The organism is Streptomyces marincola, assembly GCF_020410765.1.
GTDB classification, from domain to species: domain Bacteria; phylum Actinomycetota; class Actinomycetes; order Streptomycetales; family Streptomycetaceae; genus Streptomyces; species Streptomyces marincola.
The window spans coordinates 566,361-590,874 of record NZ_CP084541.1; the positions used below are offsets into that span (position 1 = coordinate 566,361).

Annotated in this window: 20 protein-coding genes; 8 read left to right on the forward strand and 12 right to left on the reverse strand. The window is 74.1% G+C overall.

The window, feature by feature from the left end; genetic code table 11:
• Window positions 1-14: 14 nt before the first annotated feature.
• The 5 genes from LC193_RS02325 to LC193_RS02345 form a co-directional block, all read right to left on the reverse strand.
• The gene (locus tag LC193_RS02325; RefSeq protein ID WP_226070902.1) at window positions 15-1,238 is read right to left on the reverse strand and encodes an acetylornithine transaminase; all 1,224 of its coding nucleotides are present in this window, start codon (window positions 1,236-1,238) and stop codon (window positions 15-17) included.
• Window positions 1,235-2,152 carry an acetylglutamate kinase gene (gene argB, locus LC193_RS02330; RefSeq protein WP_086161519.1) on the reverse strand — a complete coding sequence of 306 codons (918 nt, stop codon included), beginning with the start codon at window positions 2,150-2,152 and terminating at the stop codon, window positions 1,235-1,237. The genes LC193_RS02325 and argB overlap by 4 nt, the downstream gene beginning before the upstream one ends.
• Complete coding sequence (gene argJ, locus LC193_RS02335) at window positions 2,149-3,297, reverse strand: bifunctional glutamate N-acetyltransferase/amino-acid acetyltransferase ArgJ (RefSeq protein WP_226070904.1); 1,149 nt, start codon at window positions 3,295-3,297, stop codon at window positions 2,149-2,151. The genes argB and argJ overlap by 4 nt, the downstream gene beginning before the upstream one ends.
• Entirely contained in the window at window positions 3,294-4,322 is a 1,029-nt protein-coding gene (gene argC / locus LC193_RS02340; protein WP_226078450.1) for an N-acetyl-gamma-glutamyl-phosphate reductase, read from the reverse strand. The genes argJ and argC overlap by 4 nt, the downstream gene beginning before the upstream one ends.
• A gap of 135 nt (window positions 4,323-4,457) precedes the next feature.
• Window positions 4,458-5,042, reverse strand: a complete 585-nt coding sequence (locus tag LC193_RS02345) for a TetR/AcrR family transcriptional regulator (RefSeq protein WP_226070906.1) — start codon at window positions 5,040-5,042, stop codon at window positions 4,458-4,460.
• A 103-nt stretch (window positions 5,043-5,145) separates the two neighbouring features.
• Between LC193_RS02345 and LC193_RS02350 the strand changes: the two genes are divergently transcribed.
• Window positions 5,146-6,108, forward strand: coding sequence for an NAD(P)-dependent alcohol dehydrogenase (locus LC193_RS02350; RefSeq protein WP_226070908.1), 963 nt, complete (start codon window positions 5,146-5,148; stop codon window positions 6,106-6,108).
• 39 nt (window positions 6,109-6,147) lie between these two features.
• Here LC193_RS02350 and LC193_RS02355 read toward each other — a convergent pair whose 3' ends face one another.
• Window positions 6,148-6,693, reverse strand: a complete 546-nt coding sequence (locus LC193_RS02355) for a GNAT family N-acetyltransferase (RefSeq protein ID WP_226070910.1) — start codon at window positions 6,691-6,693, stop codon at window positions 6,148-6,150.
• A 167-nt stretch (window positions 6,694-6,860) separates the two neighbouring features.
• On the opposite strand from LC193_RS02355, the gene LC193_RS02360 reads away from it, so the two are divergent.
• The 4 genes from LC193_RS02360 to LC193_RS02375 all read left to right on the forward strand — a co-directional run bounded on the left by LC193_RS02360 (window position 6,861) and on the right by LC193_RS02375 (window position 11,304).
• Window positions 6,861-7,301: a helix-turn-helix transcriptional regulator gene (locus LC193_RS02360; protein WP_226070912.1), complete on the forward strand. Its 441-nt coding sequence runs from the start codon at window positions 6,861-6,863 to the stop codon at window positions 7,299-7,301.
• A gap of 10 nt (window positions 7,302-7,311) precedes the next feature.
• Window positions 7,312-7,734 carry a VOC family protein gene (locus LC193_RS02365; protein ID WP_226070914.1) on the forward strand — a complete coding sequence of 141 codons (423 nt, stop codon included), beginning with the start codon at window positions 7,312-7,314 and terminating at the stop codon, window positions 7,732-7,734.
• Window positions 7,731-10,124 (forward strand): ATP-binding cassette domain-containing protein, encoded by a 2,394-nt coding sequence (locus LC193_RS02370; RefSeq protein WP_226070916.1) that lies wholly within the window; start codon window positions 7,731-7,733, stop codon window positions 10,122-10,124. The genes LC193_RS02365 and LC193_RS02370 overlap by 4 nt, the downstream gene beginning before the upstream one ends.
• 187 nt (window positions 10,125-10,311) lie before the next feature.
• Entirely contained in the window at window positions 10,312-11,304 is a 993-nt protein-coding gene (locus LC193_RS02375) for a right-handed parallel beta-helix repeat-containing protein (protein WP_226070918.1), read from the forward strand.
• A gap of 26 nt (window positions 11,305-11,330) precedes the next feature.
• Here the strand turns inward: LC193_RS02375 and LC193_RS02380 are convergent, their stop codons facing one another.
• Entirely contained in the window at window positions 11,331-12,566 is a 1,236-nt protein-coding gene (locus tag LC193_RS02380) for a glycoside hydrolase family 10 protein (protein WP_226070920.1), read from the reverse strand.
• Between the two features lie 206 nt (window positions 12,567-12,772).
• Here LC193_RS02380 and LC193_RS02385 point away from each other — a divergent pair, with 206 nt between their 5' ends.
• Window positions 12,773-15,469, forward strand: coding sequence for a cellulose binding domain-containing protein (locus tag LC193_RS02385; RefSeq protein WP_318842122.1), 2,697 nt, complete (start codon window positions 12,773-12,775; stop codon window positions 15,467-15,469).
• Between the two features lie 113 nt (window positions 15,470-15,582).
• The gene (locus tag LC193_RS02390) at window positions 15,583-16,449 is read left to right on the forward strand and encodes a 3-hydroxybutyryl-CoA dehydrogenase (protein ID WP_226070922.1); all 867 of its coding nucleotides are present in this window, start codon (window positions 15,583-15,585) and stop codon (window positions 16,447-16,449) included.
• Window positions 16,450-16,479: 30 nt separating this feature from the next.
• Here the strand turns inward: LC193_RS02390 and ku are convergent, their stop codons facing one another.
• Window positions 16,480-17,502, reverse strand: a complete 1,023-nt coding sequence (gene ku / locus LC193_RS02395; protein WP_226078452.1) for a non-homologous end joining protein Ku — start codon at window positions 17,500-17,502, stop codon at window positions 16,480-16,482.
• Between the two features lie 30 nt (window positions 17,503-17,532).
• Here ku and ligD point away from each other — a divergent pair, with 30 nt between their 5' ends.
• Window positions 17,533-18,423 carry a non-homologous end-joining DNA ligase gene (gene ligD, locus LC193_RS02400; protein WP_226070924.1) on the forward strand — a complete coding sequence of 297 codons (891 nt, stop codon included), beginning with the start codon at window positions 17,533-17,535 and terminating at the stop codon, window positions 18,421-18,423.
• A 75-nt stretch (window positions 18,424-18,498) separates the two neighbouring features.
• On the opposite strand, the gene pheT is transcribed toward ligD, so the two are convergent.
• The 4 genes from pheT to LC193_RS02420 form a co-directional block, all read right to left on the reverse strand.
• Complete coding sequence (gene pheT, locus LC193_RS02405) at window positions 18,499-21,018, reverse strand: phenylalanine--tRNA ligase subunit beta (RefSeq protein ID WP_226070926.1); 2,520 nt, start codon at window positions 21,016-21,018, stop codon at window positions 18,499-18,501.
• Window positions 21,018-22,139 (reverse strand): phenylalanine--tRNA ligase subunit alpha, encoded by a 1,122-nt coding sequence (gene pheS, locus LC193_RS02410; protein WP_226070936.1) that lies wholly within the window; start codon window positions 22,137-22,139, stop codon window positions 21,018-21,020. The genes pheT and pheS overlap by 1 nt, the downstream gene beginning before the upstream one ends.
• A 187-nt stretch (window positions 22,140-22,326) precedes the next feature.
• Window positions 22,327-23,406, reverse strand: a complete 1,080-nt coding sequence (locus LC193_RS02415) for a sensor histidine kinase (RefSeq protein WP_226070938.1) — start codon at window positions 23,404-23,406, stop codon at window positions 22,327-22,329.
• A 169-nt stretch (window positions 23,407-23,575) separates the two neighbouring features.
• Entirely contained in the window at window positions 23,576-24,430 is an 855-nt protein-coding gene (locus LC193_RS02420) for a TrmH family RNA methyltransferase (protein WP_226070940.1), read from the reverse strand.
• Window positions 24,431-24,514 lie beyond the last annotated feature (84 nt).

The window sequence follows — 24,514 nt, forward strand, 5'->3', positions numbered from 1 at the left end:
TCTCTCTCCCGTGCTCATCGCTCTCCGCTCGCCGTGTCCACGATGTCGAGAACGCCGGGCAGGGCCGTGAGGAACGCGTCGATCTCCGCGTCGCCGATGATCAGCGGCGGGGCGAGCCGCAGCACGTCGGGGGCGACGGCGTTCACCAGAAGTCCGGCGTCCTGAGCCGCCTGCTGCGCCTGGGGGGCGCGGGGCTCGGTGAGCACGATACCGAGCAGCAGCCCGGCGCCCCTGACCCGGTCGACCAAGGGGTGGCCCAGGCGCCAGATCCCGTCGCGCAGCCGCTCCCCGGCCTCCTTGACCCGCTGGAGCAGGTGCTCGGACTCGATGGTGTCGAGCACGGCCAGGGCGGCGGCGCACGCGACCGGGTTGCCGCCGAAGGTGGAGCCGTGCCCGCCGGGCGCCAGCAGTTCTGCGGCGGCGCCGAACGCCAGCGTGGCGCCGATCGGCAGGCCGCCCCCGAGGCCCTTGGCGAGCGTGACCAGGTCGGGTTCCACGCCCTCCGCCTGCCCGGCGAACCAGTGCCCGGTCCGGCCGACGCCGGTCTGCACCTCGTCGAGGACGAGCAGGGTCCCGGTGGCCCCGGTGATCTCGCGCGCGGCGGTCAGGTAGCCCTCGGGCGGCACCACCACGCCGTTCTCGCCCTGGACGGGCTCGATGATCACCAGCGCCGTGCGTTCGGTGACCGCCGCGCGCAGGGCGTCGGCGTCACCGTAGGGGACGTGCGTGACCTCGCCGGGCAGCGGCCCGAACCCCTGCTGCTTCTTCGGCTGCCCGGTGAGCGCGAGCGCGCCCATGGTGCGGCCGTGGAAGCCCCCCTCGGTGGCCACCATGTGCGGGCGACCGGTGAGCCGGCCGATCTTGAACGCGGCCTCGACCGCCTCGGCGCCCGAGTTGGAGAAGAACACGCGGCCCGGCCGGCCCGCGAGCCCGAGCAGGCGTTCCGCCAGGGCGACCGGGGGCTCGGCGATGTAGAGGTTCGACACGTGGCCGAGGCGCGCGATCTGCTCCGAGACGGCCCGCACGACGGCCGGGTGGCCGGTGCCGAGCGAGCTGACGGCGATGCCGCCGACGAAGTCCAGGTAGGCGTTGCCGTCCGCGTCCCACAGCCGGGCGCCCTCGCCGTGGGTGAGGGCCAGCCGGGGGGTGCCGTAGTTGTCCATCAGCGCGCCGCGCCAGCGGGCGGCGAACGACGCGTTGCCGGCGGCCGGCGCGGGGTGGGCGGGTGCGTTGCTCATGTCGGCTCTCCCTTGGCTGCCGCGTCGGGCACCACCATCGTTCCGATGCCCTCGTCCGTGAAGATCTCCAGCAGGATGGAGTGCTGGACCCGGCCGTCGATGACGCGCGCGGTCCGCACGCCGTTGCGGACCGCGAAGAGGCAGCCCTCCATCTTCGGCACCATGCCGCTGGCCAGGTCGGGCAGCAGCTTCTCCAGCTGGCTCTCGGTGAGCCGGCTGATCACCTCGTCGCTCGCCGGCCAGTCGGCGTACAGGCCCTCGACGTCCGTCAGCACCATCAGGGTCTCCGCGCCGAGGGCGGCGGCCAGCGCGGCGGCGGCGGTGTCGGCGTTGACGTTGTAGACGCTCTCGTCGTCGGCGCTGCGGGCGATGGAGGAGATGACCGGGACGCGGCCGTCGTCGAGCAGCGCGCGGACGGCTCCTGTGTCCACCTCGGTGACGTCGCCGACGCGGCCGATGTCGACCCGCTCCCCGTCGACGTCGGCGTAGCGGCGCACCGCGGACATCAGCCGGGCGTCCTCGCCCGTCATGCCGACGGCCAGCGGTCCGTGCCGGTTGAGCAGCCCGACCAGTTCGCGCTGGACCTGGCCGGCCAGCACCATGCGCACCACGTCCATGGTCTCGGGGGTCGTCACCCTCAGACCGGCGCGGAACTCGGAGGTCAGGCCCAGCCGTTCCAGCTGCGCCGTGATCTGCGGTCCGCCGCCGTGCACGACGACGGGGCGCAGTCCCGCGTGCCTGAGGAACGCGACGTCCTGGGCGAACGCGGCCTTCAGGTCGTCGTCGACCATGGCGTTGCCGCCGAACTTGATGACGACGGTCTTGCCGTGGTGACGGGTCAGCCAGGGCAGGGCCTCGATGAGGATGCGCGCCTTGGGCAGCGCGGTGTGTTTGCGGGCGGGGGCGTGGGTCATGAGGAGTAGGCGCTGTTCTCGTGGACGTAGTCGGCGGTGAGGTCGTTGGTCCAGACGACGACCGACGCGTCGCCCGCGCCGAGGTCGGCGGTGATCGTGACCTCGCGGTAGCGCATGTCGACCAGGGAGCGGTCCTCGCCGATGGAGCCGTCACGGCAGACCCAGACCCCGTTGATCGCGACGGCGAGCCGGTCGGGCTCGAACGCGGCCGAGGTGGTGCCGACGGCCGCGAGCACCCGGCCCCAGTTGGGGTCCTCGCCGTGGACCGCGCACTTCAGGAGGTTGTTGCGGGCGATGGAGCGGGCCGCCTCCAGGGCGTCGTCCTCGGTGGCCGCGCCGACGACCTCGACGCGGATGTCCTTGGACGCGCCTTCCGCGTCCTTGACGAGCTGGAGCGCGAGGTCCGCGCAGACGGCGCGCACGGCCTCGGCGAACTCGGCCTCGTCCGGCGTGACGCCGGCGGCGCCCGAGGCCAGCAGCAGCACCGTGTCGTTGGTGGACATGCAGCCGTCGGAGTCGACGCGGTCGAAGGTGGTGCGGGTGGCGGCGCGCAGCGCGCGGTCGAGCGCGGGCGCCTCCACGTCGGCGTCGGTGGTGAGCACGACCAGCATGGTCGCCAGGCCGGGGGCGAGCATGCCCGCGCCCTTGGCCATGCCGCCGACGCGCCAGCCCTCGCCCTCGACGACGGCGGTCTTGTGCACGGTGTCGGTCGTCATGATGGCGAGCGCGGCGCGCTCACCGCCGTGCGCGGTCAGCTCGGCGGCGGCGGTGCCGACCCCGGCGAGCAGCTTCTCGGTCGGCAGCCTGGTGCCGATCAGGCCGGTGGAGGCCACGGCCACCTCGGCCGCGTTCAGTCCGAGCACGTCGGCGGCGCGTTCCGCGGTGGCGTGGGTGTCCTGGAAGCCGAGCGGGCCCGTGCAGGCGTTGGCGCCGCCTGAGTTGAGCACGACGGCCGTCACGCTGCCGCCCTTGAGCACCTGCTCCGACCACAGGACGGGGGCGGCCTTGACACGGTTGCTGGTGAACACGCCGGCCGCCGCGGAGCGCGGCCCCTGGTTGACGACGAGGGCCAGGTCGAGGCCGCTGTCCTTGATGCCTGCGGCGACACCGGCCGCGGTGAATCCCTGTGCTGCGGTCACGCTCACGGCGCCACTCCGATCGTCGAGAGGCCCAGTTCCTCCGGGAGGCCCAGGGCGAGGTTCATGCTCTGCACCGCGCCGCCCGCGGTGCCCTTGGTGAGGTTGTCGACGGCGCTGATCGCGATGACGCGCCCGGCGGCCTCGTCGAGGGCGACCTGGACCGCGACCGCGTTGGAGCCGGCGACGGCGGCCGTGCTGGGCCACTGCCCCTCGGGCAGCAGCCGGACGAACGGCTCGGCGGCCAGCGCCCGTTCGTAGGTCTCCCGCAGCCGGGCCGCGGTGACGCCGGGGCGCGCCGCGGCCGAGCAGGTGGCGAGGATGCCGCGGGGCATGGGGGCGAGCATCGGGGTGAACGAGACGGACACCCGCTCCCCCGCGACGCCGGAGAGGTTCTGGATCATCTCGGGCGTGTGGCGGTGCGTGCCGCCGACGCCGTAGGGGCTCATGGACCCCATGACCTCGCTGCCGAGCAGGTGGGTCTTGAGGGAGCGCCCCGCGCCCGAGGTGCCGCTCGCGGCGACGACGACGGCCTCGGGCTCGACGAGGCGGGCGGCGTAGGCGGGGAACAGGGCCAGGGTCACGGCCGTCGGGTAGCAGCCGGGGACCGCGACGCGCCGGGCGCCCTTGAGCGCGTCCCGCGCGCCGGGCAGCTCGGGCAGCCCGTAGGGCCAGGTCCCCGCGTGCGGGGAACCGTAGAACCGTTCCCAGTCGGCCGCGTCGGACAGCCTGAAGTCGGCGCCGCAGTCGATGACCAGCGTCTCGTCCCCGAGCTGCGCCGCGAGGGCCCCGGACTGCCCGTGCGGCAGGGCGAGGAACACGACGTCGTGTCCGGCCAGGGACTCGGCCGAGGTCGGCGCCAGCACCCGGTCGGCCAACGGCCCCAGCTGCGGCTGGAGCGCCCCGAGGGGCTGTCCCGCGTTGGCATGACCGGTCAGCGCCCCGATCTCGACCTCGGGGTGTCCCAGGAGCAGCCGCAGGAGTTCCCCTCCCGCGTAGCCACTCGCTCCCGCCACCGCAGCTCGCACGACCATCGCCTCCTCAAGAGTGAGTAGCATGACTATACGCAGCACGGCAGTTTTATGCAATGGTGCCCGGGTGGGAGACGCCCGGCGCGGCCGGCCGGTCAGGCGCGAGCGCGCCCCGGGGAACGCCCCGGGGCGGGTGCGTCACCGGGGCAGGAGGACGCCGTTGACGGCGATGTCCAGCAGCCTGTTCGCCCGGCCTTCGTCGTCATCGCGCTGCTCGGCGGCGAGCGACAGCGCGCTGACCAGCGCGAGCAGGTCCTCGACGCGCACACCGGGGCGCGCCGCGCCCGCCCGCTGCGCGCGGTCCAGGAGTTCTCCGGCCGCGGCCGTGATCATCGCCTGGCAGTCGTCGTTCCGCTTCAGGAGGTCGGCGTCAGGACCGTCGCGGAGCAGCGAGGACACGAGTCCGTGGCTGGCCGCCGCGTAGACGTTGAGGTCGCCGAGCCAGGCGACGAGCGCGTCACCCGGCTCCCTCCGGTCGGCGTGCTCCCCGGCCTTGGCGCAGAGCGCCTCGACGCGGTCGTGGAAGACCACGTCGAGCAGGGAGCGCCGGGTGGGGAAGTGCCGGTGCAGCGTCGCGGACCCCACCCCGGCACGGCGGGCGATCTCCTCCAGCGAGGCGCGGGCGCCGTCCGCGGCGAACACCTCCTGGGCCGCGGCGACGATGCGGTCGCGGTTGCGCCGGGCGTCCGCGCGCATGGGGCGCCGCCGGGCGGGCTCGGCCACGCTGGCCTCCTGCGGTGTGCGAAATGGGGCGCCTCTCCGGTTACTGTAGCCGAAGGAAAGTGGGGTGCCACCCCACTTTTGCCGAGAGTGAGGGGAGCACGCCATGCGTGCCGTGCAGTACGACCGTTTCGGCCCGCCCGAGGTGCTACGCGTCGACGAGGTGCCCGTCCCGCGGCCGGGCCGTGGAGAGGTGCTCGTCGAGGTCCGCGCCGCCAGCGTGGACGCGGGGGAGATCGCCTTCCGCTCGGGCCGGCTGCGGAGGGTCAGCCGGGCGGGATTCCCTCGCCGCACGGGCGGCGACTTCACCGGCCGCGTCTCGGCGGTCGGGCCCGGTGTCCGGACCTGGCGGGCCGGGGACGCGGTGTGGGGACTCATGCCCCACTTCGCCTTCGGCTCCATGGCCGACTACGTCTCCGTTCCCCAGGAGCGGCTGGCCCGGGCACCGGAGAACCTGAGCCTCCTCGAAGCCGCCGCGCTTCCCGTCTCGGGCACCACCGCGCTGACCGCGCTGACCGACAAGGCGCGGCTCGCCTCCGGGGAACGGCTCCTGGTCCGCGGTGCGACCGGAGGCGTCGGCAGCATCGCGGTCCAGTTGGGGAAGGCCATCGGCGCCCACGTCACCGCCCTCGCCTCGGCCGGCAACCTGGCCTGGGTCACCGCGCTCGGAGCCGACGAGGCACGCGACTACCGCACCACGCGGCCCGAGGACCTGGAGCGGTTCGACGTGATCCTCGATGTCGTGGGCACCGATCTGCGCGCCTATCGGGCGCGGCTGACGCGCAGGGGGCGCATGGTGGCCCTCGCCTTCGACCCCGACCGCTTGCTCACCTCCATCCTCGCGTCCGGAGCGCGGGCAGCCGTCGCACCGCGGCGGTTCAAGCTCTTCAGCAACAACCCTTCGGCGGACCGGATAGCGGAACTGACCCGCCTCGCCGAGGCGGGGAGCGTCCGGCCGGTGGTCGACTCGGTCTTCCCCGCGACCGGTGTCGCGGAGGCGCACAGAAGACTCGAAGCCGGCGGCGTCCGGGGGAAGTACCTGATCGACATGGAACGCGGACGCCCGTAGCCGCACCGGACGCCGGAGCGCGGCGGCGCCGCCGCCCCGTCAGCCTCCGCTTCCCGGCCGGTCCACGCGGTAGAGGTAGTGGGCCCGGTCGTCGACCGGGTTGTCCGGCTCCAGTTCCCCGGCGCCGACCCGGCGCAGCCCCGCGCGCTCCAAGGCGCGCCACGAAGCGCGATTGGCCGCCACCACGGGAACGAGGACGCACGGGGCGGCCGGGTGCTCGGTCCACGTCCGCTCGACGACGGAGCGGAGCATCGCCGTTCCGACGCCCCGGCCGGTGTCCTCGGGCGCGCCGATCAGGTAGTCGATGGTCATCGCGCCGTCGGGCACCGGGACGACGGCCGCCAACTCGGCCAGGTACTCGGGGTAGTCGCACAGGCGTGAACGCTGCACCAGGCCGACCGGGCGGCCGTCGAGGAACGCGAGGAGGTCCTCGGAGGGCTCCTCCCCCCGCGCCGCGGGGCCGAAGTCGCGCGCCACCGCCGCCGCCGAGGTCTCGTGGTTCCACCAGCGCCGCACGTGGGCCTGCTCCAGCCATGACCGCAGCAGCGGGAAGTCCCGTTCCCCGATCCGACGCCACGTGAACACCACAAGCCCCCTTCTGCAACGGCCGCGCGCCTGCGCACGCCCCCTGGCGGAGGTTACGCGCCTGGGCCGGTCCCGGGCGCACGCGGGTCCCGGCCGCACCGCCGCAGCGGGCCGCACCGCAGCGGGCCGCCTTGGGCACGCGCGGCGCGCCGTGGCACGATCGCCGGGTGACCAGCAGACCGACCGAGGCGCGGCTGCGCGACCTCGCCGCACTGCGGCGCGTCCGCGACCGCATCGACCGGGAGTACGCGCAGCCGCTGGACGTGGAGGCCCTCGCCCGCGGCGCGCACATGTCGGCCGGGCACCTCAGCCGCGCGTTCCGGCGCGCCTACGGCGAGTCGCCGTACGGCTACCTGATGACGCGGCGCATCGAGCGCGCGATGGCGCTGCTGCGGCGCGGCGACCTCAGCGTCACCGAGGTCTGCTTCACCGTCGGCTGCTCCTCGCTCGGCACCTTCAGCACCCGGTTCACCGAGCTGGTCGGGATGCCGCCGAGCGCCTACCGGCGCCGGGCGGCCCGGGCGACGGCAGGCATCCCGTCGTGCGTGGCGAAGCAGGTGACCCGACCGGTCAGGAATCGAGAAGCGCAGGTGGCGGGCCGCGCCTAACGTGGCCGCCATGGACGTCACCATTCACGCCAGTTTCCTCCCGCACGACGACCCGGACGCCTCGCTCGCCTTCTACCGCGACCTCCTCGGTTTCGAGGTGCGCGACGACGTCGGCTACGACGGCATGCGCTGGATCACCGTCGGTCCCCCCGGCCGGCCCGGCACCTCGATCGTCCTGCAACCGCCCGCGGCCGACCCGGGCATCACCGAGGAGGAACGGCGCACCATCGTCGAGATGATGGCCAAGGGCACCTACGCCGGCATCCTCCTGGCGGCCACCGACCTCGACGGCGTCTTCGAACGCCTGCGGGCCGGGGGCGCCGAGATCGTGCAGGAGCCCGCCGAGCAGCCGTACGGCGTGCGCGACTGCGCCGTCCGCGACCCCGCGGGCAACCTGGTCCGCCTCCAGGAGCCGCGCCGGGACGCCCGGTGACAGCGACCGGGCCGCGCGCGGACGGCGAACGGACGGCCGCGCCGCACGCCGCCGACAGCCACGACCTGATCCGGGTGCGGGGCGCGCGCGAGAACAACCTGAAGGACGTCCGCGTCGACCTCCCCAAGCGCCGGCTGACCGTGTTCACCGGTGTCTCGGGGTCGGGCAAGAGCTCGCTGGTCTTCGGCACGATCGCCGCGGAGTCGCAGCGGATGATCAACGAGACGTACAGCGCCTTCGTCCAGGGCTTCATGCCGGCGCTCGCGCGACCCGACGCCGACCTGCTCGAAGGGCTGACCACCGCGATCATCGTCGACCAGGAGCCGATGGGAGCCAACGCCCGCTCCACGGTCGGCACGGCCACCGACGCCAACGCCCTGCTCCGCATCCTGTTCAGCCGGTTCGGGCAGCCGCACGTCGGCTCGCCCAACGCGTTCTCCTTCAACGTCGCCTCGCTGCGGGCGAGCGGCGCGATCACCGTCGAGCGCGGTGACCGCGCGACCGTGCGCCGGACGTACACGGTCACCGGGGGCATGTGCCCGGCCTGCGAGGGCATGGGCCGGGTGAGCGACATCGACCCGGCCCAGCTCTACGACGAGGACAAGTCCCTCGCCGAGGGCGCCATCACCGTTCCCGGCTACAAGGCGGACGGCTGGTCGGTGCGCGTCTTCACCGCCTCGGGGTTCCTCGACGCGGACAAGCCGATCCGTGACTACTCGGAGACCGAGCTGCACGACTTCCTCCACCGCGAGCCGACCAAGGTGAGGATCGAGAACACCAACCTGACCTACGAAGGGCTCATCCCCCGGGTCGAGAAGTCGTTCCTCACCAAGAGCCGGGAGGCGTTGCAGCCGCACATCCGGGCGTTCGTGGACCGCGCCGTCACGTTCACCGACTGCCCCGACTGCGGCGGCACGCGGCTCAACGAGGCCGCCCGTTCCTCCCGGATCGCCGGGATCAGCATCGCCGACGCCTGCGCGATGCAGATCAGCGACCTGGCCGCGTGGGTGCGCGGTCTCGACGAGCCGTCCGCCGCTCCGCTGCTCGGCGCGCTGCGCGACCTGCTCGGCTCGCTGGTGGAGATCGGGCTCGGCTACCTCTCGCTCGACCGGCCCTCCGGCACGCTGTCGGGCGGCGAGTCGCAGCGCGTGAAGATGGTCCGCCACCTCGGCTCCAGCCTCACGGACGTGACCTACGTGTTCGACGAGCCCACCACCGGCCTGCACCCGCACGACATCCAGCGGATGAACGACCTGCTGCTGCGGCTGCGCGACAAGGGCAACACGGTGCTGGTCGTCGAGCACAAGCCCGAGGTCGTCGCCATCGCCGACCACGTCGTCGACCTCGGCCCCGGCGCCGGCACCTCCGGCGGCGAGATCTGCTTCGAGGGCACCCCGGCGGGACTGCGGGCCAGCGGCACCCTCACCGGCCGCCACCTCGACGACCGGACGGCGCTCAAGAAGACGGTGCGGACGCCCACCGGCGCCCTGGAGATCCGGGGCGCCGCCGCGCACAACCTGCGCGACGTCGACGTGGACATCCCGCTCGGGGTGCTCGTGGTGGTCACCGGCATCGCGGGCTCGGGCAAGAGTTCGCTCGTGCGCGAGTCGGTCCCGGCGGGCGCGGGAGTGGTGGCGGTCGGCCAGGACGCGATCCGCGGCTCGCGGCGCAGCAACCCCGCCACCTACACGGGGCTGCTCGACCCGATCCGCAAGGCGTTCGCCAAGGCCAACGGCGTCAAGCCGTCCCTGTTCAGCCCCAACTCCGAGGGCGCCTGCCCGCAGTGCAACGGGGCCGGCGTCGTCTACACCGACCTGGCGATGATGGCCGGCGTCGCCACCCCGTGCGAGGAGTGCGGCGGGAAGCGGTTCCAGGCGTCGGTGCTCGACCATCGCCTCGGCGGGCGGGACATCAGCGAGGTGCTCGCGATGTCGGTGGCCGAGGCCGAGGAGTTCTTCGGCGCGGGCGAGGCGCGCACCCCCGCCGCGCACACCGTCCTCGGCCGGCTCGCCGACGTGGGGCTCGGCTACCTCGCACTCGGCCAGCCGCTCACCACGCTGTCGGGCGGCGAACGGCAACGGCTCAAACTGGCCGCCCACATGGGCGAGAAGGGCGGTGTCTACGTTCTCGACGAGCCGACCACAGGGCTCCACCTCGCCGATGTCGAGCAGTTGCTCGGCCTGCTCGACCGCCTCGTCGACTCCGGCACGTCGGTGATCGTCATCGAGCACCACCAGGCGGTCATGGCGCACGCCGACTGGATCATCGACCTCGGCCCAGGGGCCGGGCACGACGGCGGCCGGATCGTGTTCGAGGGCACGCCAGCCGATCTCGTCGCCGCCCGGTCCACCCTCACCGGCGAGCACCTCGCGGCCTACGTCGGCGCCTGACGGCCGGGCCCGGCACCCGGCCGCGCCCGCCGTTCGGGGCGACCGCGGCCCGGCGGCGGGCGCCCCGCCAACGGGCCGCGCCCGCCTTGACGGTCCCGGGCGGCGTTCGTAGGTTCCGGTTCCGAGCGTCGTTTCTCCTCCCCGGCCCGCGCGCCCGCGCCCGGCCGCCCTCGTGTGAAGGAGCGCCATGCCCGTCCGCCCCGCCCGCGCCACCGCCCGCCGTCCGCACGCGTGCGCCGCCGTGTGCGCGGCCGGCCTGCTGACGGCGCTGTCCCCGCCCGCCGTCGCCGCGCACGCGGCGACGGCCGTCGTCGAGGTGGCGGACGCCGAGCAGTTGGCAGCGGCCCTGGCCGACGCGTCGCCCGGGGACACGATCCGCCTCGCGGCCGGCACCTACCGGGGCAATTTCGACGCCACCGCGGACGGCACCGCCGACGCCCCCATCACGCTGACGGGCCCGGCCGGCGCCGTGCTGACCGCCCGCGGCGGCTACGGGCTGCACCTCGACGGCGCCGCCCACTGGAACCTGTCAGGCTTCACCGTCACCGGCGGCCAGAAGGGCATCGTCATGGACGCCTCCGACCACGTGCACATCACCGGCGTGACCCTGCACGACCTGGCGATGGAGGCGGTCCACTTCCGCGACTCAAGCTCCCACGGTTCCCTGCGCGACTCGCGCGTGCACGACACCGGCACCGACGGCCGCGGCATGGGCGAGGGCGTCTACGTGGGCAGCGCGGGCGACACCGACGACCGCAGCGACCACGTCCTCATCCAGGGCAACCACCTCGGGCCCGGCATCGGCGGCGAGAACGTCGACATCAAGGAGGGCACGACCGGGGCCAGGATCATCGGCAACACCTTCGACGGCAGCGGCCTGACCGGCGCCCACTACGACGACTCCTGGGTCGACATCAAGGGCAACGACGTGCTCGTCGAGGGCAACACCGGCACCCGCACCACGAACGACGGGTTCCAGACCCACCAGGTGCGCGACGGCTGGGGCTGCGGCACCGTCTTCCGCGACAACCACGCGGACCTCACCGGCGCCACGGGACCGGACCGCTACGCGATCAACGTCACCCGCCACGACCCGGCCACCTGCCCGGTGACGGTCACCGGCGACAACACCGTCACCGGAGGGAACGGCCTGGTCAATCCGGGCGTACCGGTCGGCTGAACCAGGCCGGGCCCCGGCCGGTCCTGTCAGTCGCGGTAGTGGTCCTCGTGCACGCGGCTCATGGCGCCGACCGGATCGGCCACGACCTGGGACGCCGAGTAGAAGACGTGCCCCCCGACGTTCGCGAGGTCGCGGCACAGCGTGAGGTGGCGCGACAACTCGGCCGGATCCTGCCACGCCTCGGGCTGCGCGGGATCCCCCGCCTTGTAGATCGCCTCCCCGATGTGCAGCGCCGTGCCGGTGCCCCCGACGACGTCCGACCACCAGCGGACGAGCGTCTCGTAGTCGGCCGCCTCGTGGCCGATGTGCCAGTACACCTGCGGCATCACGTAGTCGAGCAGCCCGCCCTTGACCCACGCCCGCACGTCCGCGTAGAGGTCGTCGTAGGTCTGGACCCCGCCGCGCGTGTCCGAGCCGAGCGGATCGGTCGCCTTGTTCCGCCAGACGGCGAACGGGCTCACGCCGAACGGGATGCCGGGCCGGGCGGCGCGCACCCGGTCGCCCATCTCCCGCACGAGCAGGTCGATGTTGTGCCGACGCCAGTCGCCGCGGTCGCCGAAGTCGCCGCCGTGCTCGCGGAACGCCGCGTCGTCGTCGAACTCCTCGCCCGCCACCGGGTACGGGTAGAAGTAGTCGTCCCAGTGCACGCCGTCGACGTCGTAGGACTCGACCGCGTGCATCATGGCGTCCTGCACGAAGGCCCTGACCTCCGGCAGCCCGGGGTTGTAGTAGAGCCGCCCGCCGTAGCGCACGGCCCAGTCGGGGTGCTCGCGGACCGGGTGGCCCTCCGCCAGCCGCCCGATGTCCCCGTGCGTGGCGACGCGGTAGGGGTTGAACCAGGCGTGCAGGTCGAGGCCGCGGCTGTGCGCCTCGCGGACGGCGAAGTCCAGCGGGTCCCAGCCCGGGTCGCGCCCGGGCTCACCGGTGAGCCACTGCGACCACGGCTCGTGCGGCGAGGGCCACAGCGCGTCGGCGGTCGGACGGACCTGGAGGAACACGGTGTTGAGCCGCCAGTCGGCCGCCGCGTCCAGCAGCCCGGTCAGCTCCGCCCGCGCCTCGTCGGCCGGAAGTCCCTGCCCGCCGGGCCAGTCGATGTTGGCGACGGTCGCGATCCACATGCCGCGCATCTCCGGCACGTCCCGCTCCCGCCGCCGGCCGGCGGCCCCGAACGGCACGTGGGCCGCGGCCCGGCTCAGCGTCAGCGCCCCCGCGACCGTTCCGAAGGCCGCGACGGCCAGACCCCTGCGGCTGATACGTCCCATGTCCTGCCCCCTTTCGTCTCCCACCGTCACGCATACCCAGCACAGGGTGACGCCGATCCTCCACGCCTTCCTCGCGGACACACCCCTTATGCGAACAACATTCGACAGTTAACATCAGCGACACGCTTGGGAGCGCTCCCACTGCTTTGCCCACCCCCCAGATCCACCACCGCCGTGCGCGGCGGAGCGCGGAGAGGAGCACCAGCGTGCGCAGAAGGAGACCGGCCACGGCCTTGCTGGCCGGCCTGGCACTCACCGGCGGGCTGCTGACGGCCGGCACGGCCGCGGCCACGGCCCCGGCGGCCCGGGCCGCCGACCCGGGCAGGGCGCCGGGGACCGCGGCGGCCGAACACTACACGTGGGACAACGCGCAGATCGGCGGCGGCGGCTTCGTCCCCGGCATCGTCTTCAACCGCTCGGAACCCGGCCTCGCCTACGCGCGGACCGACATCGGCGGGGCCTACCGCTGGGACGAGGCCGAGCAGGAGTGGATCCCGCTCCTCGACCACGTCGGCTGGGACGAGTGGGGCTACTCGGGCGTCGCCTCGATCGCCACCGACGCGGTCGACCCGGACCGCGTCTACGCGGCGGTCGGCACCTACACCAACGACTGGGACCCCAACAACGGCGCGGTGCTGCGTTCCTCGGACCGCGGCGAGACCTGGCAGACCAGCGAACTGCCGTTCAAGCTCGGCGGGAACATGCCGGGGCGCGGCATGGGCGAGCGGCTCGTGGTCGACCCGAACGACAACGACGTGCTGTACCTCGGCGCGCCGAGCGGCCACGGCCTGTGGCGCAGCACGGACGCCGGGGAGACGTGGGCCGAGGTCGCCTCCTTCCCCAACCCGGGCGACTACGTGCTCAACCCGGACGACCCCTGGGGACTTGAGAACGACATCATCGGCGTCGCCTGGATCACGTTCGACCCGGCGACCGGCTCGCCCGGCAGTCCGACGCAGACCCTGTACGCCGGCGTGGCCGACCTGGAGGAGAGCGTCTACCGCTCCACCGACGGCGGCGCGACGTGGCAGGCGGTGCCGGGCCAGCCGACCGGCTTCCTGCCGCACAAGGGCGTGCTCGACGAGGAGAACGGCCACCTGTACATCGCCACCAGCGACAACCCGGGCCCGTACGCGGGCGAGGACGGCGAGGTGTGGCGCCTGGACACCGCGGACGGCACGTGGACCGACGTGTCGCCGGTCCCGGCCGGCGGCGACCGCTGGTTCGGCTTCAGCGGCCTGACCGTGGACCGGCAGAACCCGGGCACCGTCATGGTGACGGGCTACAGCTCGTGGTGGCCCGACACGCAGATCTTCCGGTCCACCGACAGCGGCGAGAACTGGACGCAGGCGTGGTCGTGGGGCGCCTACCCCGAGCGCGCCAAGCGCTACGAGATGGACATCTCCGAGTTCCCGTGGCTGACGTTCGGCTCGAACCCGCAGCCGCCCGAGGAGACCCCGAAGCTCGGGTGGATGACCGAGGGCATGGAGATCGACCCGTTCGACTCCGACCGGCTGATGTACGGCACGGGCGCGACGCTGTACGGCACCACGGAACTGACCAACTGGGACCGCGACGAGACCTTCACCGTGCGGCCCATGGTGCGCGGCCTTGAGGAGACCTCGGTGCAGGACCTGGCCGCGCCGCCCGGCGCCACCGAGGTGCTCAGCGGCCTCGGCGACGTGGGCGGCTTCCGGCACACCGACGTGGAGCGGGTGCCCGACGCGATGTTCCCGGCGTTCGGCACGACCACGAGCCTGGACTTCGCCGAGCTGTCCCCCGGCACCGTCGTGCGCGTGGGCAACCACGTGGGCGAGGGAACGGCCCCGCTGGTCGGCTTCTCCACCGACGGCGGGTCCACCTGGTTCCAGGGCACCGCGCCCTCGGGCGCCACGGGCGGCACCGTGGCCGCGGCGGCGGACGGCAGCCGGTTCGTGTGGAGCCCGGCCGAGGGCGCGGGTCCGCACGTCTCGGTCGGGTTCGGCAACAGCTGGACCGCGTCCCGCGGGCTGCCGCAGGGCGCCAGGGTCGAGGCGGACCGCGTCGACCCCGACGTGTTCTACGGCATCGCGGGCGGCACCTTCTACGTCAGCACGGACGGCGGCGCGACGTTCAGCGCCTCGGCCGCCACCGGGCTGCCCACGGGCGACGTCCGCTTCGCCGCCGTGCCGGGTGCGCGCGGCGACGTGTGGGTGGCGGGCGGCGGCCTGTGGCGCTCAACGGACGCGGGGGCCACGTTCACCGAGGTCGAGGGCATCGCGGCGGACAACATCGGGTTCGGGGCCGCGGCGCCGGGCGCCGACTACCACGCGCTGTACAGCAGCGGCGTCGTCGACGGCGTGCGCGGCATCCACAGGTCCCTGGACGCGGGCGCCACCTGGGAGCGGATCAACGACGACGAGCACCAGTGGGCCTGGACCGGTTCCGCGATCACCGGTGACCCGGACGTGTTCGGCCGGGTATACATCGGTACGAACGGGCGCGGTGTGATCTACGGCGACACCTCGGAGTCCGGCGGCGGCGAGCCGGGCCCCGGCCCCGGTCCCGGTCCCGGTCCCGGCCCAGGTGAGCCGCCGGCCGAGGCCGACTGCTCGGTGGGCTACCGCGTGAGCGGGCAGTGGCAGGGCGGCTTCCAGGGTGAGGTCACGCTGCGGAACACGGGCGAAGAGCCGCTGTCCGACTGGCGCCTGACCTGGGCGTTCCCCTCCGGGCAGCGCATCGGCCACCTGTGGAACGGCACCTACGCGCAAAGCGGAGCGGACGTCACCGTCTCCCCCGCCGCGTGGAACGCGACCCTGGCGCCCGGGGCCTCCGCCACGATCGGCTTCACCGGCAGCTGGTCGGGGAGCAACGAGGTGCCGCGCGCGTTCGCGGTCGACGGCACCGCCTGCGCCACCGGCTGAGCGACCCGGCACGGACTCGGGGGGCGCGGGCGGTCGCCTGCGCCCCCCGAGCGGCCGACGCGCCGCAGGCGGTACGGTCTGGGGATGCGGAAGGATCGGCGGAGGGGTCTGGTGTGACCGATATCGAACGGGTCGGAGTCGTCGGCTGCGGCCAGATGGGTTCCGGGATCGCCGAGGTCTGCGCGCGGGCCGGCCTGGACGTCCGGGTGGCGGAGACCACGGGGGAAGCGCTCGAACTGGGCCGCACCCGCCTGGTCAACTCGCTGGACAAGGCCGTCGCGCGCGGCAAGCTCGACGGGGCGGAACGGGACGCGGCGCTTGAGCGGATGACGTTCACGACGGATCTCGGCGAGTTCGCCGACCGGGACCTGGTGATCGAGGCGGTCGTCGAGAGCGAGCAGGTGAAGACGGAGATCTTCCATGTGCTCGACCAGGTCGTGACCCGCCAGGACGCCCTGCTCGCGTCGAACACCTCCGCGATCCCCCTGGTGAACCTCGCGGTGGCGACCACGCGCCCCGCGCAGGTGCTCGGCATCCACTTCTTCAACCCCGCGCAGGTGCAGCGGCTCGTCGAGCTGATCCCCGCGCTGACCACGTCGGAGGAGACGGTCAGGCGGGCGGAGCGGCTGGTGTCCGACGTGCTGGGCAAGCACCCGATCCGGGCGCAGGACCGGTCCGGATTCGTGGTCAACGCGCTGCTCATCCCCTACCTGCTCGCCGCCGTGCGGATGTTCGAGTCGGGCGCCGCGAGCCGCGAGGACATCGACAGCGGGATGGAGCAGGGGTGCGCGCACCCGCTCGGGCCGCTGAAGACCGCGGACCTGATCGGCCTCGACACGGTGGTGTCCATCGCCGAGTCGATGTACGCGGAGCTGAAGGAGCCGCTGTACGCGCCGCCGCCGCTGCTGCTGCGCATGGTGGCCGCGGGGCAGCTGGGCAGGAAGTCGGGGGCCGGCTTCTACCCGTACCCGGCGGGCTGAGCCGGCGGCCCTGGCGGGGGCCCGCGCGGTTCAGGAGGCGCGTTTGCGGCCCGCCGCCTTCTTCTTGGCGGGCGTGCCGCGTCCCTGGCCCTTGTCCGCGCCCTCGCCCTCGCCGCCCTGCCGCTCCGCCTGCTTGGACCGCGCCGCCTTCTTGGCGGGCGCCTTCTTCGCCGTCTTCTTCGCGCCGGTCTGCTTCTCGGTCCGCTTCGCGCCCTTCTTCGCGGACTTCTTGATCGGGGTGATGGTGGCCTCGCGCTCCTCCGTGTCCTCCCCGCGCGCCTCGCGGGCGCTGCGGACGCTGTCCTCAAGCGCGGCCATCAGGTCGACGACCTTGCCGCCCTCGGGCGCGGCGAACGCGCCGAGGTCGGGCTCGGCGCCCGCGAGCTTCGCGCCGACCAGGGCCTCCACCGCCTCGCGGTACTCGTCGCGCAGCTCGGCCATGTCGACGGTGCCCAGGGTGTCCATCAGGGTGTCGGCCAGGTCGAGTTCCGCGTCGCGCACGGTCACCTGCTCGTCGGGGGCCAGCCCGGCGGCCGGCCTGATCTCGTCCGGCCACAGCAGGGTGTGCATGCCGAGCACGTCCTCGTCGTCCAGGGCCCGGACCAGGGCGAGGGTCTCCCGGCCGCGCATGGCGAGCTTGGCGATGGCGCCCCGCCCGGCGCGGCGCAGCGCCTCCCGCAGCAGCACGTAGGGTTTGGCCGCGCCCGCGTCGGCCGTCAGGTAGTACGAACGGTCGAGCTGGTAGGGGTCGATGTCGGCGACCGGCACGAAGCCGAGGATCTCCACGGTCCTGGCCGTGGGCAGGGGCAGCGCGGCCAGGTCGTCGTCGGTGAGCTGGACGAGGGTGCCGTCCCCCGTTTCGTAGCCCTTGCCGATCTCGTCGCTCGGCACCTCCTCGCCGTCCAGCTCGCACACCTTGCGGTACCGGATGCGGCCCTCGTCGGAGGTATGGATCTGGCGGAAGGACACGGAGTGGTTCTCCGTGGCACCGACCACCTTGATCGGAATCGTCACCAGACCAAATGAAATGGACCCTTTCCATATCGTTCGCACCATCTACCCCTTTCGTGCCACTCTCAGGGTATGCCTGTCGTCACCGTGGAGGGACGCCGCCTGCCGCTGTCGAACCTGGACAAGGTCATCCACCCGGACGGCACCACCAAGGGAGAGCTGCTGCACTACTACGCGGTCCACGGGAGCGTCCTCCTCCCCCACCTCGCGGACCGCCCGCTCAGCCTGCTGCGCTACCCGGACGGCCCGGACGGCGGAACGTTCTTCACCAAGAACGTCCCGCCCGGCACGCCCGACTGGGTGAACACCGCGGAGGTGCCGCGCTCCGGCGGCGGCACCCAGCGGCAGCTCGTCGTGGCCGACCTGCCCGCGCTGGTGTGGGCGGCGAACCTCGTGGCGGAGTTCCACACCCCGCAGTGGCGCGCGGCCGACCCGGCCATGGCCGACCGGCTCGTTCTCGACCTCGACCCCGGGGCGCCGGCCACCGTCGTGCAGTGCTGCGAGGTGGCGCGCTGGCTGCGCGACCGGCTGGCCGCCGACGGGCTCACCGCCTACCCGAAGACCTCGGGCGCCAAGGGGCTGCACCTGCTGTGCCCGCTGCGGCCCACGGCGCCGTCCGCCGCCGTCTCGGCCTACGCCAGGGCGCTGGCCGAGGAGGCCACCGCCGCCCTGCCCGGCCTCGCCATCGCGACGATGGCCAAGCGCCTGCGTCCCGGCCGGGTGTTCATCGACCACAGCCAGAACGCCGCGCGCAAGACCACCGCGACGCCCTACACGCTGCGGGCCAGGGCCGCCCCGTTCGTCTCCGCGCCGGTCACCTGGGAGGAGGTCGAGGAGTGCGCGGACCCCGACCGGCTCGCCTTCACCCTCGCCGACCTGCCCGCCCGGCTGGAGCGGCACGGCGACCTGATGAGCGGCCTCGGCACCGGGCGCGGCGCCGCTCCCCTGCCGGCGGCCGGCTGAGGCGCGGGCGCCCCGGCACGACGCCGCCCCGCGCCGCGCCCGGTGACGGGTGCGGCGCGGGGCGGGTGCGCGGTGTCAGGCGCCGCGCAACGCGGCCCCGGTGCGCTCCACCGCGGCGGCGACGGCCGACTCGCGGGCCGCGCCGGCCTCCTCGGCGGTCAGGGTGCGGTCGCCCGCCCGGAAACGCAGCGCGTAGGCGAGCGACTTGCGGCCCGCGCCCAGCTGCTCGCCGGTGAAGACGTCGAACAGCCGGATGGATTCGAGCAGTTCACCCGCCCCCGCGCGCAGCGCGGCCTCGACGTCGGCCGCGGGCACGGACGCGTCGACCACGAGGGCGACGTCCTGGGTCGCCACCGGGAACGACGACACCGGCGGCGCCGGCGGCACGCCCGCGGCGGCCTCCGCGATCCGGTCGAGGTCGGCCTCCATCGCACAGGTCCGCTCCGGCAGGCCGAGCGCCTTCACCACGCGCGGGTGCAGCTCGCCGGCGTGGCCGACGAGCACCCGCTCGCCGCCCGGCAGGGTCACGTGGAGCGCGGCGCAGCGGCCCGGGTGCCACGGCGCGTACTGGGCGTTCTCCACGCTCAGCTCGACGCCCGCCTCGCGCGCGACGACGCGGGCCGCCTCGACGGCGTCCGCCCAGTCGGCGGGCCGGCCGCCGCCCCACCAGCCGGCCTGCTCCCTGGCGCCCGCGAGGACCACGGCGACCCGGCGGGGCTGGCTCGGCAGGGCCGCGTCCAGGGCGGCGATCTCCTCGTCGGAGGGGCGGGCCGTGACCGGCGGCCGGGCCGCGCCGCCCTCGTGCCCGGTCGGCAGGAACACCTGGCCCGTCTCGAACAGCGCCAGGTCGTGGCTGCCCCTGCCGTCGTTGCGGCGCAGCGCGTCGAGCAGCCCGGGCAGCAGCGTGGTGCGCAGCCAGGGCTCCTCGTCGGAGAGCGGGTTGACCAGCGCGACGGTGCGGCGCCGGTCGTCCCCCTCGGCCAGTCCGAGCGCGTCGAACGCCGCCGGGCCCACGAACGGGTAGTTCGGCGCCTCGACGTACCCGGCGCCGGCCAGGGCGCGGCCGATCCTGCGGCGCAGCCGCTGCCGCGGGCTCAGCCCGCGGCCCGCGGGCGGGCGGGGCAGCGTGGCGGGCAGCGCCGCGTAGCCCTCCAGCCTGATGACCTCTTCCGCCAGGTCGTTGGGGTCGGTGAGGTCGGGACGCCAGCTCGGCGGGGTGACGGTCAGCTCGTCGGTGCCGGTGACCTGGCAGCCGACCTCCTGGAGCCTGCGCACCACGGTCTCGCGCCCGTAGACCACCCCGGCCACCCGGTCGGGGTGGTCGGCGCGGATGACGATGCCGCGCGGCGGTGCCGCGGCGCCGGCCTCGGTGACGCCCGGGTCGGCCGTGCCACCGGCCAGGAGGACGAGCAGGTCGACGGCGCGCTGCCCGGCGGCGGCTGCCGCCTCCGGGTCGACGCCGCGCTCGAAGCGCCTGGCGGCCTCGCTCGACAGCTTGTGCCGCCGGGCGGTGCGCGCCACCGCGACCGGGTCGAAGTGGGCGATCTCCAGCACGATCTCGCTGGTGCCGCCGGCCTCACCGGACTGCGGCGCGTCGGCGATCTCGGTGTCCGCGCCGCCCATCACGCCGGCCAGGCCGATGGGGCCGGAGCCGTCGGTGATGACGAGGTCCTCGGGATCGAGGGCGCGGGCCGCTCCGTCGAGCGTGGTCAGCTTCTCGCCCGGCCTGGCCCGGCGCACCGTGATCGGCCCGGAAAGGCGGGCGCGGTCGTAGGCGTGCAGGGGCTGGCCGATCTCCAGCATCACGTAGTTGGTGACGTCGACGGCCAGCGAGATGGGCCGCATGCCCGCCTTCTGAAGGCGCCGCTGCAACCACAGCGGGGAACGCGCGCCGGGCCGCAGCCCGCGCACGGTGCGCACCACGAGCCGGTCGCAGGCGCCCGGGTCCTCGATCCGCGCGGGGTGGCCCGCGTCGTTGGCCTGCGGCACGTCGAGCAGCGCCGGGTCGCGCAGCGGGAGTCCGAAGGCGGTGGCGGTCTCCCGCGCGACGCCGCGCATCGACAGGCAGTAGCCGCGGTCGGGGTTCACCGAGATGTCGAGCACCTCGTCGACCAGTTCGAGCAGTTCGATGGCGTCGGTTCCGGGCTCGTGCTCGGGCGGGAGCACCAGGATGCCGTCGTGGTCGTCCCCGATGCCCAGTTCGCGCACCGAGCAGATCATGCCCTCCGAGACCCTGCCGTACGTCTTGCGCGCGGTGATCTCGAACCCGCCGGGCAGCACGCCGCCCGGCAGGATGACGACGACCTTGTCGCCCTCGCGGAAGTTCCGCGCGCCGCAGATGATGTTCTGCGGCTCCCCCGTGCCGTTCGCCGAGCCGACGTCCACCTGGCAGTAGCGGATCGGCTTTTTGAACTCGGTCAGCTCCTCGATCGCCAGCACGCGCCCGACGACGAGCGGGCCGGTGATGTCGGTGCCGAGCCGTTCCACGGTCTCGACCTGAAGACCCGCGGCGATCAGCCGTTCGGCCACGTCGCGGCCGGTGACCGCGGCGGGCAGGTCGACGTACTCGCGCAGCCAGGAAAGCGGGGCGCGCATCAGATCTCCATCCCGAACGGGCGGGTGAACCGCACGTCCCCCTCGATCATGTCGCGCATGTCGGCGACGTTGTGCCGGAACATCAGCAGCCGCTCGATGCCGAAGCCGAACGCGAAGCCGCTGTACTCCTCGGGGTCGATGCCGCAGGCGACGAGCACCCGGGGGTTGACCACGCCGCAGCCGCCCAGCTCGATCCAGCCCTCGTTCGAGCAGGTGCGGCAGGTCCTGTCCGGGTTGCCGACGGACTCGCCGCGGCAGCGGAAGCACACCATGTCCATCTCGGCGGACGGCTCGGTGAACGGGAAGTAGTCGGGCCGCAGCCGGGTGCGCATGCCCTCGCCGAACAGCGACTGCACCATGTGGTCCAGGGTGCCCTTGAGGTCGGCCATGGTCAGGCCCTTGTCGATCGCGAGCAGCTCGACCTGGTGGAACACCGGGGTGTGCGTGGCGTCCAGCTCGTCCGTCCTGAAGACCCGGCCGGGGCAGATGACGTAGATCGGGGGTTCGCGGTCCAGCATCGAACGGATCTGCACCGGCGAGGTCTGCGTCCGCAGCACCAGGCCCGAGTCACGGTCCCGCGCGGCCCCCTCGACGAAGAACGTGTCCTGCGGGGAGCGGGCCGGGTGGTCGGGCCCGATGTTCAGCGCGTCGAAGTTGAACCACTCGGCCTCGGCCTCCGGGCCCTCCGCGACCTCGTAGCCCATCGCGACGAAGATGTCCTCGATGCGCTCGGCGAGGGTCGTGAGGGGGTGCCGCGCCCCGGCGGGCACGCGGTCGTGGGGCAGCGTGACGTCCACGGCCTCCTCGACCAGGACGCGCTCGTCGCGCTCGGCCTCCAGCTCGGCCAGGCGGGCGGCGAGCGCCTTGTTCACGGCGCCCCTCGACTGGCCGACGAGCCGGCCCGCGGCGGCCTTGGCGTGCGGGGGCAGGGCGCCGATCTCCCGGTTGGCGAGCGCGAGCGGCGAACGGTCGCCCGCGTGCGCGACCTTGACCTCGCGCAGCGCGTCGAGGCTGCCGGCCGCGGCGATCGCGGCGAGCGCCTCGTCGCGCTGCCGCTCGATCACGTCCGGTTTCAGCGCCTCGACCTCGACTGGGTCGTACGACTTGTTGGGTGCCGACATCTCTTCCCGTGCTTCCGTGTGGCTTGGCCCCCGCCGCGCCCCCGGGGGGTTGTCCGGGGACCGAGTCTAAGGGGGTGTGTGCAGGCGTTGCGTACGCGGTGGAGCCCGCGGGACCGGCCGGGGCGGCGGCGCGCTCCGGGCCGGTGAGCCCGGGCGCCGTCCCTGCCCCGGGCGCTCGCGGCCCTGCTCAGGAGAGGAAGGCCGGGGTGCCCGCGGGCAGGATAAATCGGAAGCGCGCGCCCCCGCCCGACGACCGCCCGACGGTGACCGTGCCGCCGTGGGCCTCGACGATGCCCTTGACGATGTAGAGCCCGAGCCCGGTGCCGCCCCGGTCGCTGCCCCGCCAGAAGCGCGTGAAGACCCGCTGCATCGCCTCTTCCGGGATGCCGGGTCCTTCGTCGCTCACGGTGACGGCCATGCCTTCCTGACGGGTCCTGGTGGGCGGTACGCGATCCATCTCGATGGTGACTCTACCGCCGCCGTGGCGCACGGCGTTCTCCAGCAGGTTGCCGAGCACCTGGTCGAGCTTGTCAGGATCGGCCCACAGGCCCGGGAGCGGCTCGGGGATGCGCAGGTCGAACCGGTCGGCCGCGCAGCCGCCGTTGACCATCGTCTCCACGTGCCGGCGCACGGCCTCGTCGAGCCGCACGGGCTGCCTGCGGATCTCAAGGCGTCCGGAGTCGATCCGTGAGACGTCGAGCAGTTCCGTGATCAGGCGGGTGACGCGGTCCGCGTCGCCGTCGACGGTCTGGAGCATCAGCCGCTTCTGCTCGTCGGTGAAGCGGTCCCACTTGTCCAGCATCGTCGCGGTGAACCCCTTCACGGAGGTGAGCGGGGACCGCAGTTCGTGGGCGACCGTCGCGATCAGCTCCGCGTTGCTGCGCTCGGTGCGCCTGCGCGCGTCCGTGCCGCGGAGGGTCACGACCAGGCGCCGCACCGGTCCTCCGGGCCGGGTGCGCACGTAGCGCGCCGCGACCAGCACCTCGCGGCCGCCGGGCAGCAGCAGGTTGCGCTCCGGCTGTCCCGACCGGGTGGCCAGGCCGCCGTAGGGGTCGGTCAGCCGCCACCAGGGGCGGCCGTCGAAGTCCTCAAGGGGCAGCACGCGTTCGACGGGCCGGCCCAGGGCTCCGGCCGCCGCGTGCCCGGTGAGCCGGGCGGCCTCGGCGTTGAAGCAGGTGACCAGGCCGAGCCGGTCGGCGATCACCAGTCCGTCGGGAAGGTCGTCGGGCCGCATGTCGAGCCGGCCGGCACCGCCTGCGGTGTCCATCCCCGTCCACCCCTCTCCCATGGGGCTACCTCCCCGGTCTCCGCGGGCCCCGGGAAGCGTCAGCCTACTAGGGTCCGTCCTGGCCCTTCCGGGCCCCACCGCGCCGCGCGGGGCGGGACGGCCGGGCGCGGGGCCCGGGAGAAGCATGCCTCATCTGTTGAACGCGCAATCACCGGGCGGGCGCCCGGCACCCGCCCGGCGCCCGCTGGGCGCGCGCCGAGGCGTAGAGGCACACGGCCGCCGCGGTGGCGAGGTTGAGGCTCTCGGCCTGGCCGTGGATGGGCACGCGCACCACGGCGTCCGCGAGCGCCCTGGTCGGCTCAGGCAGCCCCCACGCCTCGTTGCCGAAGACCCAGGCGGTGGGCCCGCCCATCGTGCCCGCGTCAAGCTCGGCGTCCAGGTCCCGGTCGCCGGCGCCGTCCGCGGCGAGCACCCGCACCCCCGCCGCGGCGAGTTCGCGCACCGCGTCCGCCACCGGCACCCCGACGGCGACGGGGAGGTGGAAGAGGCTGCCGACCGAGGCGCGGACCGCCTTGGGGTTGTACAGGTCGACGGAGGCGTCGGTGAAGACGACGGCGTCGGCGCCCGCGGCGTCGGCGCAGCGCAGCACCGTGCCGGCGTTGCCCGGGTCGCGCACGTGCGCCAGCACGGCGACCAGCCGGGGCCGGGCGGCCACGATGCCGGCCAGCGGCCGGTCGAGGAAGCGGCATACGCCGACGAGCCCCTGCGGCGTCACGGTCTGCGAGATGCCCGCGACCGCCTCGGGGCTGGCCAGGTGCACCCGGGCGCCGGCGGCCCGCGCCTGGTCGACGAGGGCGGCGTGCCGTTCCGCGGCCTCCGGCGTCGCGAACAGCTCGACCAGCGTGCCGACGCCGTCGGTCCTGTGCGCGACGGCCTCGCCGACGGCCTGCGGCCCCTCGGCGAGGAAACGGCGCTCCTTGCCCCGCAGGCTGCGCCGGCTCAGCCGGCGCGCCGCGGCGACACGCGCCGCGCGCGGGGAGACGGGCTCGGCGGCAGGACCCATGGCAGGCGGCTCACTTCCGGTGCGGGCGTAGGCGGCGGGCGCGCCGGGAGCGACGGCGCGAACGGCACGGTGGAGGCGGCGCGA